We start from the raw sequence: 13,046 nt of genomic DNA on the forward strand, positions 1-13,046 counted from the left end.
CGGGGCCGCCGGCCGCGCTCGCCGAGTGGGGTCGGATGACTCGTGACCGGCACCGCGGACGCTGACAGGATCGCGGCGGACGCGCCCTCCCGCGGCGCGCGGATCGGAGGTCGCGATGCCCACGACGACGCCCACGACGACGGCCCTGCCGACGCGCAGGACGACGACGCCCCGGCCGGCGGTGCTCCGGTGACCGTCGAGGACCGCGTCCCGATCGAGCCGCAGGCGGTCGTCGCTCCGCTCAGCCGGTCCGCCGTCTTCCTCTCGCTCGACATCGTCGGCGGGCAGGACGCCGCGGACCGCGTGCGGGACGTCGTCGCCGACGTGGGCGGGATCCTCCGCGCGGTCGGCTTCCGCGACCTGGGCCTGCGCCTCTCCTGCCTGGTCGGGATCGGGAGCGATGCGTGGGACCGCTTCGGCGGGGAGGGGCGCCCCGCGCAGCTGCACCCGTTCCGGGAGGTGGTCGGCGCGGCGCACACGGCCGTCTCGACGCAGACCGACCTCCTGTTCCACATCCGGGCGGAGCGCGACGACGCCTGCTTCGAGTTCGAGCGCCTCCTGCTCGACGCGCTCGGCGAGGACGTCGTCGTCCGCGACGAGGTGGTCGGCTTCCGCTACTTCGACAACCGCGACCTGCTGGGCTTCGTCGACGGCACCGAGAACCCGACCGGGGAGGCGCTGCCCCGCGTCGCGCTGATCGGCGCGGAGGACACGGCGTTCGCGGGCGGCAGCTACCTGGTCGTGCAGAAGTACCTGCACGACCTGACGGCCTGGCACGCGCTCACCACCGAGCAGCAGGAGCGGGTCATCGGCCGGAGCAAGGCCGACAACGTCGAGCGCGAGGACGATCCGGCGCAGCTCTCGCACAAGGGGCTCGCGACCGTGGTCGACGCCGGCGGGACCGAGCACGACATCCTCCGCGACAACATGCCCTTCGGCCGGCCCGGCAAGGGCGAGTTCGGCACGTACTTCCTCGGCCTGGCCGCCGACCTGTCGGTGATCGAGACGATGCTGACGCGGATGTTCGTCGGCGTGCCCGCGGGCAGGCACGACCGCCTCCTCGACTTCTCGACCGCGACGACCGGCGGGGTCTACTTCGTGCCCTCGCGGGACGTGCTCGAGGGCCTGGGCGGCTGAGCGCGGCCGGTCGTCGGGGGGCGGATCGAGTCGGATGACCGTGGTGCCGCCCGGGCCGGAGCGGTGGGATCGGAGCAGCGCAGGCGCGCAGGACGATCAGCAGGGAGAACGCCGTGGAACCCGACGACAGCACCGCTCCGCACCACGAGACCCCCGGTTTCGGAGACCCGGACCTCCCCCAGGAGGGGATCGTGAACACCGAGGGCGATCCCTCGGCGAACACGATGACCGGCCCGCAGAACCGCGTCCTGGAGGGACTGTTCCCGAACCAGATCGCCGCGCCCGCGACGGACATCAGCACGCAGCCGTTCTTCTGGTCCTCCTTCAACATCTCGCCGCGGCGGGTGCAGCGGGGAGGCTGGGCGCGCGAGCTCACGCAGGCCGACTTCGCGATCTCGAACGAGATCGCCGGCGTGAACATGTACCTCGAGGCCGGCGGGATCCGCGAGCTGCACTGGCACCAGAGCGCCGAGTGGGCGCTGATGACCAAGGGGAACTGCCGCATCACCACGCTCAGCCGCACCGGCCGGCCCAGTGTCGACGACGTGCAGGAGGGGGACCTCTGGTACTTCCCGCCCGGCCTGCCGCACTCCCTGCAGGGCCTCGGCCCGGACGGGGCGGAGTTCGTGCTCGCGTTCGACGACGGCGAGCAGTCCGAGAGCAACACGCTCCTGCTCACCGACTGGTTCGCGCACACGCCGCCGGACGTGCTGGCGAAGAACTTCGGCGTCGCGCAGGAGGTCTTCCGCGACATCCCGCTGCACGACCTCTGGATCTTCCCGGGCGACGTGCCCGGCGACCTCCAGGCCGACCGGGCCGCGGCCGGGGTGCAGGACGGCGACGAGGCGGTGATCTTCCGGCTCTCCCGCTCGGAACCCGTCTACCAGAACAGCGGAGGCCGGATCCAGATCGCCGACAGCACGAACTTCCCGGCATCGCGCACGGTCTCGGCCGCGCTGACGACCGTCGAGCCCGGCTCGATGCGCGAGCTGCACTGGCACCCCAACGCCGACGAGTGGCAGTACTACCTCCGCGGATCCGCTCGGATGACCGTCTTCAACACCGGCCCGCACGCCAACACGACCGACTTCCACGCCGGAGACGTGGGCGTCGTGCGCCGCAACTTCGGCCACTACGTGGAGAACACCGGCGACGACACGCTCGTCTACATCGAGACCTTCAAGAGCTCCCGCTACGAGGAGGTGTCGCTCGCCCAGTGGCTGAGCCACCTGCCGCCGTCGCTGGTCGCGCAGCACCTGAACATCCCGGAGGAGGTGCTGGCGACCTTCCCGCCCGGGACGCAGGGGATCACTCCGCTGCGCTGAGGGAGGGACGCGCGGAGGGGACGGGGACATGGCGGAGGATCACGAGGCGGCGCTCCTGCCGTGGGCGGGGAGGGCGGCGGTGCTGCTGGACCGGCACCTGCGGGTGCTGGCCGCGACTCCGCGCGCGCGGGCGCTCTCGCCCGCCTTCGCCCCGGGAGTGAGCATCGCCCGCTTCACCTTCCTGGACTCGTCCGAGGTCGAGGACCTGCCCTGCTGGGGGTCCGCCGCCGATCAGGTCGCGGCGATGCTCCGCGACTCGCTCGAGCGGCATCGGGGGGACCGGGAGTTCCTGACGGTCGTCGGGGAGCTCTCGGCGAGGAGCCCGCGGTTCGCGGACTCGTGGGCGGCCGGGGCGGAGGCCGACGCACGCGGGTCGGTCGTGTTCCTCGACACCGCGGTCGGCTCCGTTCCGATGGACTACCGGCTGGTCCGGGACGGCGCGCGCCTCCTGCTCCTGTTCGAGGCGGGTGACGCGGCGGGTCGCGAGGCTCTCGCCCGGCTCGCGGCCACGCGTCAGGCGCCGGCCGGGGCGGCCAGCGCGGTGCCCGCCTCCGGAGCGGGCCGCAGCGAGGCGAGGACGTCGACGGCCGCGGCCGCCGGAGTCCCCGCTGCCGCGAGGTAGGTCACGACGTACCGGCCCGGAGCGCCGGCGAGCTCCAGGGTCTGCATCTCGAGGTCGAGCCAGCCGAACGGCTCGACGTGGACGCGGATCCACCGGTGGGTGAAGGGGCGGACCTGGTACTCGGCCCAGATCGACCGGAACAGCGGATTCTCGACCGAGCACTCGCCGACGATCTCGTGCAGCCGCGGATCGTCGGGGTCGCTGTAGAACCGCAGCGCGGCGATCAGCTCGCGGAAGACCTGGCCCCACGCCTGCAGCTGGTCCGGCGGGTCGCCGTCCGCCACGGCGCGCACGTAGCCGCGGGACGTGGAGAGCAGCATGTTGGCGCCGGGCACGCCCTTGTCGGGGGCGAGACGGCTCATCAGGTCGTTCGCGCCGAGGACGTCGAGGTTGCGGTCGAACGCGTACGCCGGGGTCCTCGGCCAGTGGGCGAGCAGCGACTCCACGCCCTGGCCCGGCGGAGGGGAGTCGGGATCGCGCGGGCCGGGGCGCAGCCGGGCCAGCCGGAAGAGGTAGGCGCGCTCGAACTCGTCGAAGGCGAGCGCCTCGGCGAGGGCGTTCAGCACCTGGTCGGACGGGGCGACCGCGTGCCCCTGCTCGACGCGGAGGTAGTAGTCGCGGCTGATCCGGGCGCGGTCGGCGACCTCCTCGCGGCGCAGGCCCGGCACCCGCCGCCGGGTGCCCGCGGTCGGCACGCCGACCTGCTCCGGCCGCAGCGCCGCCCGGCGAGCGCGGAGGAACTCCGCGAGGGGGCTGCGAGAGCTCATCGTGCGACTCCATCGGATCACCCGCCGGGTCGAGCGGCGGTCATGCGGGGGTGGGGCCGTACCGGTCGTCCGGTGGGACACAGAGTACCGTCGGGCGCTCGCGGGGCCCACTGCCCTCCTGTGCCTCCTGCCCGGCGCCGACCGGGAGACGGGCGCTCGGGACGGTTCGACAGAGGGTGCGGTCCGGAGGGTTCCGACAGAGGGAGGAGAGCGCGGCCGCGCCCGGCGGTCAGCATGGGGTCCTCGGAACCCGTCCCTCAGGAGTCGCGATGACGATCAGTGCACTCTCCTCGCCGCCCGCGCACCCGAGCGCCCCCGAGGACGTGGTGGTCCGGATGCTGAGCTCGGCGTCGCCCGCGCGGGAGCGGCTCCTGGTGGTCGAGGGCGGGATCGGCTCGGGCCGGACGCACATGCTGCGCTCCGCCGCGGCCACCGCTCGCGCCGCCGGCTGCGAGGTCGTGGAGGTGCGGCCGGACCGGGGCGACGCCGTGATCGGCGCGTCCTCGCTCGCGCTGTTCGCCACGCTGATCGGCCGTCTGCAGCGGGTGCGCGACTCCTCCGCCTCGCCCTGCGACCCCGGCTTCCTGATCGTCGTCGACGACTGGGAGCGGTTCGACGTCGCCGCCCGCGAGACCCTCCAGGCCCTGGTGACCCGGCTGGTCGACGAGGTCGGCGCAGCCTGCCTCCTCGCCACCGGCGACCGGCGCGTCCTCGCCGGCTGGGAGGGCCTCCGGCGCCGTCGCACCGAGCCCCTCGACGCGGAGGCGGCCTGCGGCTTCCTGCGCGCCCACGGCGGCCGGCGGTCGCTCGCCGTCGAGGCGCGCCTGCTGCGGGTCGCGGAGGGGAATCCGCTGCTCCTCGACGTCCTCGGGCGGGCCTGGGCCGACGAGGACGCTCCCTCGCCCTTCCCGGTCTACCCGCGGCTCGAGCAGGCCGAGACCAGGGTGCTCGACCTGCTGGCTCCGCTGTCGGAGGAGTGCCGGGAGGCGCTCCTGGTCGCCGCGGTGGCGTGCGCCGAGTTCCCGGAGAGCATCGGGTCGGCCCCCGGAGACGGGGACCGCGCCCTGGTGCAGGCGGGGATCCTGACGGCGGGCGGCCGTGCGTTCCGCGACCCGGTGGTCCGCGCGGTGGTGCTCTCGACGGCGTCGCCCCGAGCGCTGCGGGCGGCACGGAGGCGGCTCGCCGAGCGCCCGGAGTCGGCCCCGCACCTCCGCCTGCTGCTCGCGGCGGACGACGCGGCCGGGCCGGAGGAGCGGGCGCGGCTGCTGAGGGACGCGGCGGAGGAGCGACTCCGCGCGGGTCGGCCGCAGGAGGCGCTGCTCCTCCTCGCCGAGGCGCGCTCGAGTGCGCGCGGTGCTGCTCTGCGGGAGGAGCTCGAGGCGCGCGCGGCCGCCGTCGCGGCCTTCACCGGCGACGCGGCGGCCCTCGAGCGGGTGGTCGAGCGCTCGCGGGAGGACGGCGGGGTTCCCGGGGCCGGCGTCGAGGCGGCGCGGCTGGCCGATGCGCTGCTCCGCACGGGGGACGTGGGCGGGGTCCGCCGCGCGGCCCTCCGGGGGCTCGGCGCTCGGGTGGGGCGTGGGGGCTCGGGAGTCGGTGGTGCCTCGCTCGCCGGCGGTGACTCGTCTGTCGGTGGTGCCTCTCCTGTCGGTGGTGCCTCTCCTGTCGGTGGTGCCTCTCCTGTCGGTGGTGCCTCTCCAGTCGGCGGTGTCGCTCCCGCCGAGACCGGCGCCTCCCGCGACGACGCCGGCAGCCTCTCCGCCGACCGCGCCGCCCCTCACGACGACGCCGCCGACCTGCTGGCGACCGTCCTCCACCTCGCCTGCACGCTCCGCGGCGATCCCGCGTGGTGGCAGGAGGCGCTCGCCGTCGGCGAGGAGCACCCCCTCGATCCCGTCCTGCGCCTGGTGGAGGCCTGCGTGCGGTCGGTCCCGGACGAGGAGTGGGAGGGTCGCCTGCGGCTCGCCGAGGACTCCGTGGTCACGGGCGACCCGTGGAAGACGGTCGCGCTGCATCTCGCCTGGTCGCTGCTCGAGGTCTCGGACGATCGCCGCGACCGCCTCGCCGGGCTCCTCGACGGCGGGGAGGAGGCGGACGGCCTGCCCGGCGCCCTCGCCCTCCTCCGCCGCGGCACCACCGCCCTCGACGGCGGTCGCCTCGACGACGCCTCGGCCGACCTCGACCGCGCCGCCGCCCGCGCCGACGACCTGCCCGCCGTGCGCGCGCTGATCGACGCGACTCGAGCCCGGGGCCACGCCGTGCATGGCGACCGCGCACGCACCCTCGAGTGCGCCGAGCGCGCGACGGCCTGGGCGCTGCGGCACGGAGCGGCGTCGGTCGCGCGCGCCGCCGATCACGCCCTGTGCTCGCTCGACCTCGGCGGCGGCCGTTTCGAGGAGGCGCACGCCCGCTCCTCCTCCCGCGCCGGCGGCGATCCGCTGGAGCTCCTCGACGCAGCCGAGGCCGCCTCGCGCCTCCGCCTGCCCGAGCACTGCGCCGAGCTGGCGACGGCCGCGGCGGACCTCGCCGCGCGGCCCCTCGCTCCCCGCGGGCGGATGCTCGCCCTCGCGGCGACCGCGGTCCTCGATCAGACCGGCGGCGCTGGCGCCCTCTTCGAGCGCTCCCTCGACCCGGCCTCCGAGGAGTGGCCGTTCGAGCGGGCGCGCGTCCAGCTCTGCCACGGCGAGTGGCTGCGCCGCCGGATGCGCCCGCTGGAGGCGCGCACCCGGTTCCGCCAGGCCGCCGCGGGATTCGCCGCGGTGGGGGCCGAGCTCTGGCTCGCCCGCGCCCAGCACGAGCTGCGGGCGGCGGGCGGAGCGGGGGAGGCGCCGGTCGCCGCCGACCTCAGCGAGCAGGAGCGGCGCGTGGTCTCTCTGGCCGCTGCCGGCCTGTCGAACAAGCAGATCGCCCAGCAGCTCTTCGTCTCGCCCCGCACCGTCAGCGGGCACCTGTACCGGATCTTCCCCAAGCTCGGGGTGACCTCGCGGGCCGGGCTCCGCGACGCGCTCCTCAGCCTCGAGGACGCCCGGAGCGCGTGACGGAGCCGCAGGATCGAGTCATCCGACCTGGTGCCTGCCGCCGCGGGAGGCGCATGCTGAGCGGCATGACGTCGCAGCAGATGATCGACCCCTCCGTCCCGCCGAGCGGCCCCGGCTGCGTCGAGTGCGAGCAGTCCGGCTCGTGGTGGCTGCACCTGCGCCGCTGCGCGCTCTGCGGGCACATCGGCTGCTGCGACGACTCGCTGAACCGCCACGCGACGGCCCACTACCACTCGACGGGCCACGCGGTCATCCGCAGCTTCGAGCCCGGCGAGGACTGGTTCTGGGACTACCGGACCGACGACTACGCCGACGGCCCCGCACTGGCCGACCCGCAGAGCCACCCGGCGAGCCAGACCACCCCGGGGCCGAAGGACCGCGTGCCGCGCGACTGGCAGTACCTCCTCGCCGAGCGCGCCGAGCGCGGCTGAGCCGCGCGCCTCGCGACAGCGCAGGACTTTCGCGAGAGTCCAGGAGTTGTCGCACTCGGCATCGACTGCGACAACTCCTGGACAGTCGCCGGCCGCCGGCTCCCTGCGCACGTCCGCAGGCGGCGTGCAGACAGAAGTCGCCGTGCTCGCGACCGACGACGGCTACTTCTGGATGATCGCGGCGGCCCGCCCAGGAGCGATCGCCACGAGAGTCCAGAAGTTGTCGCACTGGGCGTCGAGTGCGACAACTCTCGAGCAGTCGCGGCCGTCGGAGCCGCCGACACCCAACGCTTGTCCACAGGCGGCGAGTAGCCAGGAGTCGCCGTGCTCGCGACCGACCACGGCGACTGCTGAATGTTCGCGGCGGCCCGCCGAGGAGCGATCGCCACGAGAGTCCAGGAGTTGTCGCACTGGGCGTCGAGTGCGACAACTCTTGAGCAGTCGCGGGAGCAGTCGCGGGAGCAGGTCGGAGCCAGCTGCCCAGCGGGCGGCCGACGCCGCGTCTGAACGGCGCCCGTCACCTCCGGACCCCGCCGGCCGGGCCCCGCCCCGTCACCCCCTCTCGACCCCGTCCAGCGCCTCCGCCTCGGCGATCCGCAGCCGCATCTGCCGGTAGCGGTGGAACTGGTACACCCCGTGCAGCACCGCGAGGACGACCGCGGCCGCCATCCCGCACGCGATCGCGGGGACCTCGTCCACGCCGCTCTGCGTCAGCGCGAGCGCGACTCCGGCGCCCGCCACGATCGAGTTGACCACCGCGATCGCCGAGGACATCGTGAAGAAGATGCCCCGCCAGCTCTGCCGCCGGCCGATCTCGAGCAGCTCATTCGGCGCGTGGCGGCCGCGCGGCACCGCGAAGTAGGCGCCCGCGCCCGGCAGCAGCGTCCCATAGTAGCGGCGGATGCGCTGGATGGCGGTCAGCGCGGCGATGTCCTCCATCGAGGTCTGCACCAGCCGCTCGTAGGTGAACACCCCCAGCAGCACGACGACCGGGATGATCACCGCGAGGAACCCCATCGCGTACCGGGTCGGGGCGAGGAAGCCGAAGGCCACGAGCGAGCTGGAGAGCATCGTCAGATAGAGCGAGGCGCGGCTGCTCGACTCCGTCACGGTGATGCCGCGCGCCGATTCCAGCACGAAGTGCTCGGTCAGCAGGGCGTTGAGGAACGCGGCCGGCCGGTCCGGGAGCGACGCAGCGGAGACGGCGGCCTCGGGCAGCGCGGGCGTGCGGGGATGCTCCTCCTCGTCGAGGCGGTCGCCCGGCTCCGGATTCACGGCCGCACCTCTCGCGGGGCCGCCCCGCGGCGTCCGCTCTTCGAGTCATCCGACTCGCGCACCGGCTCCACCCGCGCGCCTACCGTCGGACGCGACGCCGAGCACCGCCACCGGGGCGCGTGCGCAGACACCGAAGGGCCGTTCATGACCGACACCCGCCACCTCCACTCGAACCAGCGAGACACCCTCGAGCGGCTGCTCGAGGACTCGCCGAGCCACAACGTCCTCTGGGCGGACGTGCTGACGCTGCTCGAGGCCGTCGGCACCGTCCACGAGAAGCACGACGGCGCCTTCTCGGTGACGGTCGGCTCGACGACCGAGACCCTCCACCGGCGGCACCACAAGGACGTGGACGAGCAGCAGCTCGTCGACCTGCGCCGCCTGCTCCGCGGAGCGGGGTACGGCGCATGAGCGCCGGGACGCCCGCCGACCTCACCGGGTCGGCCGCCGAGCGCCTCCGCCGGCTGGACGCGCTCGACGCGGGTGCGCTGACCGAGGAGTGGCTGCTGCGCCAGCTGCGCCTCGCGCTCGGGGATCTCGCCGCGCTCGAGCCGGCCGCCGAGGCCGAGCAGGAGCGGCGCGAGGACTTCTGACGTGGCGGGCGGCCGTCCGGGGTGCACGCGGTCGGCACTCGGACGGCCGCCGGCTCGCACCCCGCAGCGCCGCCCCGCTCCGCCGCTCATCGCCCGGCCGCCGCGCTGCGGGCGCGCAGCAGCACACCGGCCGTCGCGGTCGCCGCCAGGACCAGCGCCGCGAACACCGTCAGCACCGTCGTCGCGGCGACGAGATCGAGCGCCGCTCCCGCTGCCAGTGCGGGCACGGCGAGCCCTGTGTACGCGACTAGGAACACCACCGCCAGGGTCTCGCCCCGGCGGGCGGGATCCGCGAGGGCGACCGCCGTGCCGATCGAGCCCTTGAAGAGCAGCCCCACTCCGAAGCCCGAGACGACGGCTCCGGCGAGGAACACCCCCAGCTGCGGAGCGATCGCTCCGGCCGCGACCGCCGCCAGCCCGACCGCGCAGCCCGCCACCGCGATCGAGAGCTGCAGGCGCGTCCCCACCTTCACGAGCAGCAGCTGGCCGAGGGCCGCGGAGGCGAACACGGCGAAGGACGTCGCTCCGGCCAGCAGGTGGTCGCGCACCTGGAAGGTCTGCACCAGGAACGTCGGTGCGAGCGAGGTGAAGAGGCCGAGGACGGAGAAGGCCGAGAACGCTCCGAACGCCGCGAGCAGGAACGCCCGGCGCGCGTCCGCCGGCACCGAGAGCCGCTGCGGCCGGTAGGGGGGCGCCGTCTCCGGCACGTCGACCGTCTCGGGCACGAGGAGCAGCGCCAGGCCCGCCACGAGCAGCGCGACCAGGAACACCTGGTGCGGCAGGAGGAGCGGATCGGGCAGGAACTCGGCGAAGACCCCTCCGAGCAGCGGGCCCAGCGAGAGTCCGCCGAGGTTCACCGCGCCCGAGATCGACGCGGCGACGATCGTGTTCTCGTCCGGCCGGGCACGGGCGCGCAGCTCGCCCAGATGGGCGGTCGCGGTGGCGGTGAGCATCCCGATGCTGACGCCGTTGACGAAGCGGGCGACGATCAGCCCCGGCACCTCCGTCGTCAGCGAGAAGAGCACGGCCGAGATCGCCGAGACGAGCACCGCGATCAGCAGCATTCGGCGGCGGCCGAGCCAGTCGCTGACGTGACCGGCGAGGTACAGGCTCACGATCACTCCGACCGCGTAGGCGGCGAAGACGACGGTGATCACGAACGGCGGGAAGCCGTCGAGCTGCTGGTAGAGCGGGTAGAGCGGAGTCGGCACCGTCGAGTACGCCATCACGAGCAGGAAGGTCGCGGCGACGATCCAGAAGCCGACGCCGTGGCGCACCGTCGGCAGGCGGCGGCTCACGAGGTCTCCTGCAGGTGGCGGTGGGCGAAGGTGACGGCCATCGCGCCCTCGCCGACGGCGGAGGCGACGCGCTTGACCGAGCTGCGGCGCACGTCCCCCGCGGCGAAGGAGCCGGGGACGCTGGTCTCGAGGTAGAACGGCGCCCGCTCGAGCGGCCAGTCGCGAGCCGCGTGCTCACCGGCGAGATCCGGTCCCGTCACGAGGTAGCCGCCGGAGTCGCGGACGATCGCGGTCTCCGCCGCCCACGTCGTATCCGGCTCGCCCCCGATGCAGACGAAGAGGTGGGAGGTGGCCAGCGCCCCGTGCACACCGGTCGTCGAGTTCTCGACCTCGATCGACTCGAGGGCGTCGGCGCCGTGCAGGCGGGTGACGCGGGAGTCGAGCAGGATCGTCACGTTCGGCTGCCGGACGACGCGCTCCGCGAGGTAGGAGGAGAGGCTGTCGGCCAGATCCGGGCCGCGGACCAGCATGGTCACGTGCCGCGCGTGCGCCGAGAGGTTCATCACGGCCTGCCCGGCCGAGTTGCCGCCTCCGACGACCACGACGTCCTCGCCCTCGCAGAGCGGCGCCTCGCTCGTGCCGGCGCCGTAGTAGAGGCCGACGCCGAGCAGCTCGTCCTCGCGCTCGAGGCCGAGCCGGCGCCACTGGATGCCCGTGGCGCAGATGTTGGTGCGGGCGACGACGGTCGTCCCGTCGGCGAGCAGCGCGTGGATCCGGTCGTCGGCGAAGCGCCCGCGGATCCCCTCGCGCATCCGCAGCAGCTCGGCGCCGAACGAGACGGCCTGCTGCCGCGCCCGCTCGGCCAGATCGGCTCCCGCGATCCCGTGCGGGAAGCCGAGGTAGTTCTCGATCAGGCTGCTCGAGCCGGCCTGGCCGCCGATGGCCGAGCGCTCGAGGACCACGACCTTCAGCCCCTCCGAGGCGGCGTACACGGCGGCCGAGAGCCCGGCCGGGCCGGCTCCGTAGATGGAGAGGTCGTACTCCGCGAGCCGCGGCGAGCCCACCCAGCCGAGCCGGGCCGCGACCTCGGCGAGCGTCGGATCGGAGGCGCGGCTGCCGTCCGGGAACACCACGAGGGGGAGCGACGCGGTGGCGAGCGGATGCCCCGCGACGGCGAGGCACTGCTCGTCCGTGTCGATCGGCGTCCACGAGAACGAGACGACGCTGCGCGAGAGCAGGTCGCGGATCTCCCACGCGTCGCGGCTCTCGCGCCGCCCGTAGAGGCGGACCTGCGGGAGGTCCCCGGGCACGGTCACGAGGCCCGCCGCCGCTCGAGCCCGTCGCGGAACTCCATCAGCTTGAGGCAGAGGTGCAGCGTGCTGCGGGCGAGGCCGTCGTCGAGCGCCTCCCGGACCGCCTCGGGCAGGTTGTCGAGGCGGTAGTAGAGCGTGGTGCGGTGGATGTGGAGGAGCCCGCACGCCTCCCGCACACTGCCGCGCACGTCGAGGTAGGCCTCGACCGTCCGCCGCTGCACCTCGTCGCCCCGCTCGAGCAGCGTCGCCGCGGCCGGCGAGAGCATGGCGAGCTGCGAGCTGTCCGCCCCGATCGAGGCGAGGAGCACCCAGGCCCCGAGCTCGGCGATGTCGGCCCGGCCGCGGCCGTCGGGCAGGGAGCCGACGATGGTCGCCGCGAGGGCGGCCCGCTCGGCGGTCGGGAGGAGGTCGTCGTCGCGGACGTCGAAGCGCGCCGAGCCGATCGCGTCGACGGCCGTGCCGCGGCCGCGCGCCTCCGCCCGCAGGACGTCGTCCGCCTCCGCGGCGGCCTCGGGCGCCTCCACGCTCACGAAGAACAGCACGCCCTCCTGGTCGCCGAGGAACGTCAGCCCGGAGGCGGCGCTCGCGTCGATCCGCCGCGCCAGCGCCGTCCGCTGGAGGGAGCCGGTAGGGCCGGTCAGCCGCACCGCGCGGACCACGGTCTGGGCGTCACGGCGCAGCCAGCGGCGCTCCACCGCCTCGGCGAAGGAGGCGCGCCGGGTACCGCCGTCGGCCGCCAGGAGCGCCGCGAGGACGTCCGCGCGCCGGGAGCTGCCGCCCGCCCGCGTCGAGGGGCCGAGGAGGCGGCGGATCGCTCCGACGGCCGCGTCGATGAGCGAGTACTCGGCCGGAGTGAGCGGCGCGGGCCGCTCCCGGGGGAGGAGGAGGGTCGCGAGCCGGCCCCGCGGATCCTGGACGGGGAACACGCCGTCGTGAGGCGCCTCCTCGCGCGCGCGCGTCGCGGCCAGCACCCGGCTCGAGGCGTCCTCGATCGTCACCGGGCGGTCGAGAGCCTGGGCGAGCTCGTCGGCGAGGTCCTGCAGAGTCATCGGCGGGGATCCGTGTGGGGGGCCATGCCGTGATCCTCGCGGAGGGAGCCCTCCCGAAGCGTGGCCCTTCCAGGCCCACCTTGCGCGTCGGAGCTCTCCGGCGGATCGGCCCGCTCTCGTCGATCCCCTGTCGTCGCAGGGTCGATCGTCCGCGCGACAGTGCGATGCAGGACGAGATCCTCGACCGGTGCAGCGAGCGGGTCGCCTCCGGCGGGAGCGCGGCGTCCGCGGAGGAGAGCGGACGAGCGCCGGCCTCCGGAC

The 13,046-nt window shown here is 74.7% G+C and carries 12 protein-coding genes; 7 read left to right on the top strand and 5 right to left on the bottom strand.

Translation table 11 applies throughout. The features are described 5' to 3' along the window. The first annotated feature begins 42 nt into the window (after positions 1-42). The 3 genes from C5D66_RS07490 to C5D66_RS07500 all read left to right on the top strand — a co-directional run bounded on the left by C5D66_RS07490 (position 43) and on the right by C5D66_RS07500 (position 3,084). Positions 43-1,137: a Dyp-type peroxidase gene (locus C5D66_RS07490; RefSeq protein WP_308471759.1), complete on the top strand. Its 1,095-nt coding sequence runs from the start codon at positions 43-45 to the stop codon at positions 1,135-1,137. Positions 1,138-1,250: 113 nt separating this feature from the next. After that, positions 1,251-2,462, top strand: a complete 1,212-nt coding sequence (locus C5D66_RS07495) for a cupin domain-containing protein (protein WP_244229514.1) — start codon at positions 1,251-1,253, stop codon at positions 2,460-2,462. A gap of 28 nt (positions 2,463-2,490) precedes the next feature. Then, positions 2,491-3,084: a hypothetical protein gene (locus C5D66_RS07500; RefSeq protein ID WP_104274589.1), complete on the top strand. Its 594-nt coding sequence runs from the start codon at positions 2,491-2,493 to the stop codon at positions 3,082-3,084. On the opposite strand, the gene C5D66_RS07505 is transcribed toward C5D66_RS07500, so the two are convergent. Further along, positions 2,976-3,851 (bottom strand): helix-turn-helix transcriptional regulator, encoded by an 876-nt coding sequence (locus C5D66_RS07505; protein WP_104256536.1) that lies wholly within the window; start codon positions 3,849-3,851, stop codon positions 2,976-2,978. The genes C5D66_RS07500 and C5D66_RS07505 overlap by 109 nt on opposite strands. A gap of 269 nt (positions 3,852-4,120) precedes the next feature. On the opposite strand from C5D66_RS07505, the gene C5D66_RS07510 reads away from it, so the two are divergent. Then, on the top strand, positions 4,121-6,886 hold the full coding sequence (locus C5D66_RS07510; RefSeq protein WP_104326875.1) for a LuxR C-terminal-related transcriptional regulator: 2,766 nt from the start codon (positions 4,121-4,123) through the stop codon (positions 6,884-6,886). Between the two features lie 65 nt (positions 6,887-6,951). Further along, positions 6,952-7,317 (top strand): UBP-type zinc finger domain-containing protein, encoded by a 366-nt coding sequence (locus C5D66_RS07515; protein ID WP_104227372.1) that lies wholly within the window; start codon positions 6,952-6,954, stop codon positions 7,315-7,317. 552 nt (positions 7,318-7,869) lie between these two features. Here the strand turns inward: C5D66_RS07515 and C5D66_RS07520 are convergent. After that, positions 7,870-8,592, bottom strand: coding sequence for a hypothetical protein (locus C5D66_RS07520; RefSeq protein ID WP_104255752.1), 723 nt, complete (start codon positions 8,590-8,592; stop codon positions 7,870-7,872). A 144-nt stretch (positions 8,593-8,736) separates the two neighbouring features. On the opposite strand from C5D66_RS07520, the gene C5D66_RS07525 reads away from it, so the two are divergent. Together C5D66_RS07525 and C5D66_RS07530 are read left to right on the top strand one after the other, a co-directional pair. After that, complete coding sequence (locus C5D66_RS07525; protein WP_104255753.1) at positions 8,737-9,003, top strand: hypothetical protein; 267 nt, start codon at positions 8,737-8,739, stop codon at positions 9,001-9,003. After that, positions 9,000-9,185, top strand: coding sequence for a hypothetical protein (locus C5D66_RS07530; protein WP_104224778.1), 186 nt, complete (start codon positions 9,000-9,002; stop codon positions 9,183-9,185). The genes C5D66_RS07525 and C5D66_RS07530 overlap by 4 nt, the downstream gene beginning before the upstream one ends. Before the next feature lie 86 nt (positions 9,186-9,271). On the opposite strand, the gene C5D66_RS07535 is transcribed toward C5D66_RS07530, so the two are convergent. The 3 genes from C5D66_RS07535 to C5D66_RS07545 are packed head-to-tail and all read right to left on the bottom strand — an operon-like array spanning position 9,272 to position 12,785. Then, positions 9,272-10,483, bottom strand: a complete 1,212-nt coding sequence (locus tag C5D66_RS07535; protein ID WP_258061277.1) for an MFS transporter — start codon at positions 10,481-10,483, stop codon at positions 9,272-9,274. Continuing rightward, positions 10,480-11,739 (bottom strand): NAD(P)/FAD-dependent oxidoreductase, encoded by a 1,260-nt coding sequence (locus C5D66_RS07540; RefSeq protein WP_219814510.1) that lies wholly within the window; start codon positions 11,737-11,739, stop codon positions 10,480-10,482. Before C5D66_RS07540 ends, C5D66_RS07535 begins: the two co-directional genes overlap by 4 nt. Next, positions 11,736-12,785 (bottom strand): helix-turn-helix domain-containing protein, encoded by a 1,050-nt coding sequence (locus C5D66_RS07545; protein WP_104255754.1) that lies wholly within the window; start codon positions 12,783-12,785, stop codon positions 11,736-11,738. Before C5D66_RS07545 ends, C5D66_RS07540 begins: the two co-directional genes overlap by 4 nt. Between the last annotated feature and the right edge of the window lie 261 nt (positions 12,786-13,046).

The sequence above is a fragment of the Rathayibacter sp. AY1B4 genome (genome assembly GCF_002932815.1).
GTDB lineage: Bacteria > Actinomycetota > Actinomycetes > Actinomycetales > Microbacteriaceae > Rathayibacter.

Bases quoted from the DNA above. Each gene is read 5' to 3' on its own strand.
- C5D66_RS07500 (WP_104274589.1), top strand. From the start codon at position 2,491: ATGGCGGAGGATCACGAGGCGGCGCTCCTGCCGTGGGCGGGGAGGGCG.
- C5D66_RS07505 (WP_104256536.1), bottom strand. From the start codon at position 3,851: ATGAGCTCTCGCAGCCCCCTCGCGGAGTTCCTCCGCGCTCGCCGGGCG.
- C5D66_RS07510 (WP_104326875.1), top strand. From the start codon at position 4,121: ATGACGATCAGTGCACTCTCCTCGCCGCCCGCGCACCCGAGCGCCCCC.
- C5D66_RS07515 (WP_104227372.1), top strand. From the start codon at position 6,952: ATGACGTCGCAGCAGATGATCGACCCCTCCGTCCCGCCGAGCGGCCCC.
- C5D66_RS07525 (WP_104255753.1), top strand. From the start codon at position 8,737: ATGACCGACACCCGCCACCTCCACTCGAACCAGCGAGACACCCTCGAG.
- C5D66_RS07530 (WP_104224778.1), top strand. From the start codon at position 9,000: ATGAGCGCCGGGACGCCCGCCGACCTCACCGGGTCGGCCGCCGAGCGC.
- C5D66_RS07545 (WP_104255754.1), bottom strand. From the start codon at position 12,785: ATGACTCTGCAGGACCTCGCCGACGAGCTCGCCCAGGCTCTCGACCGC.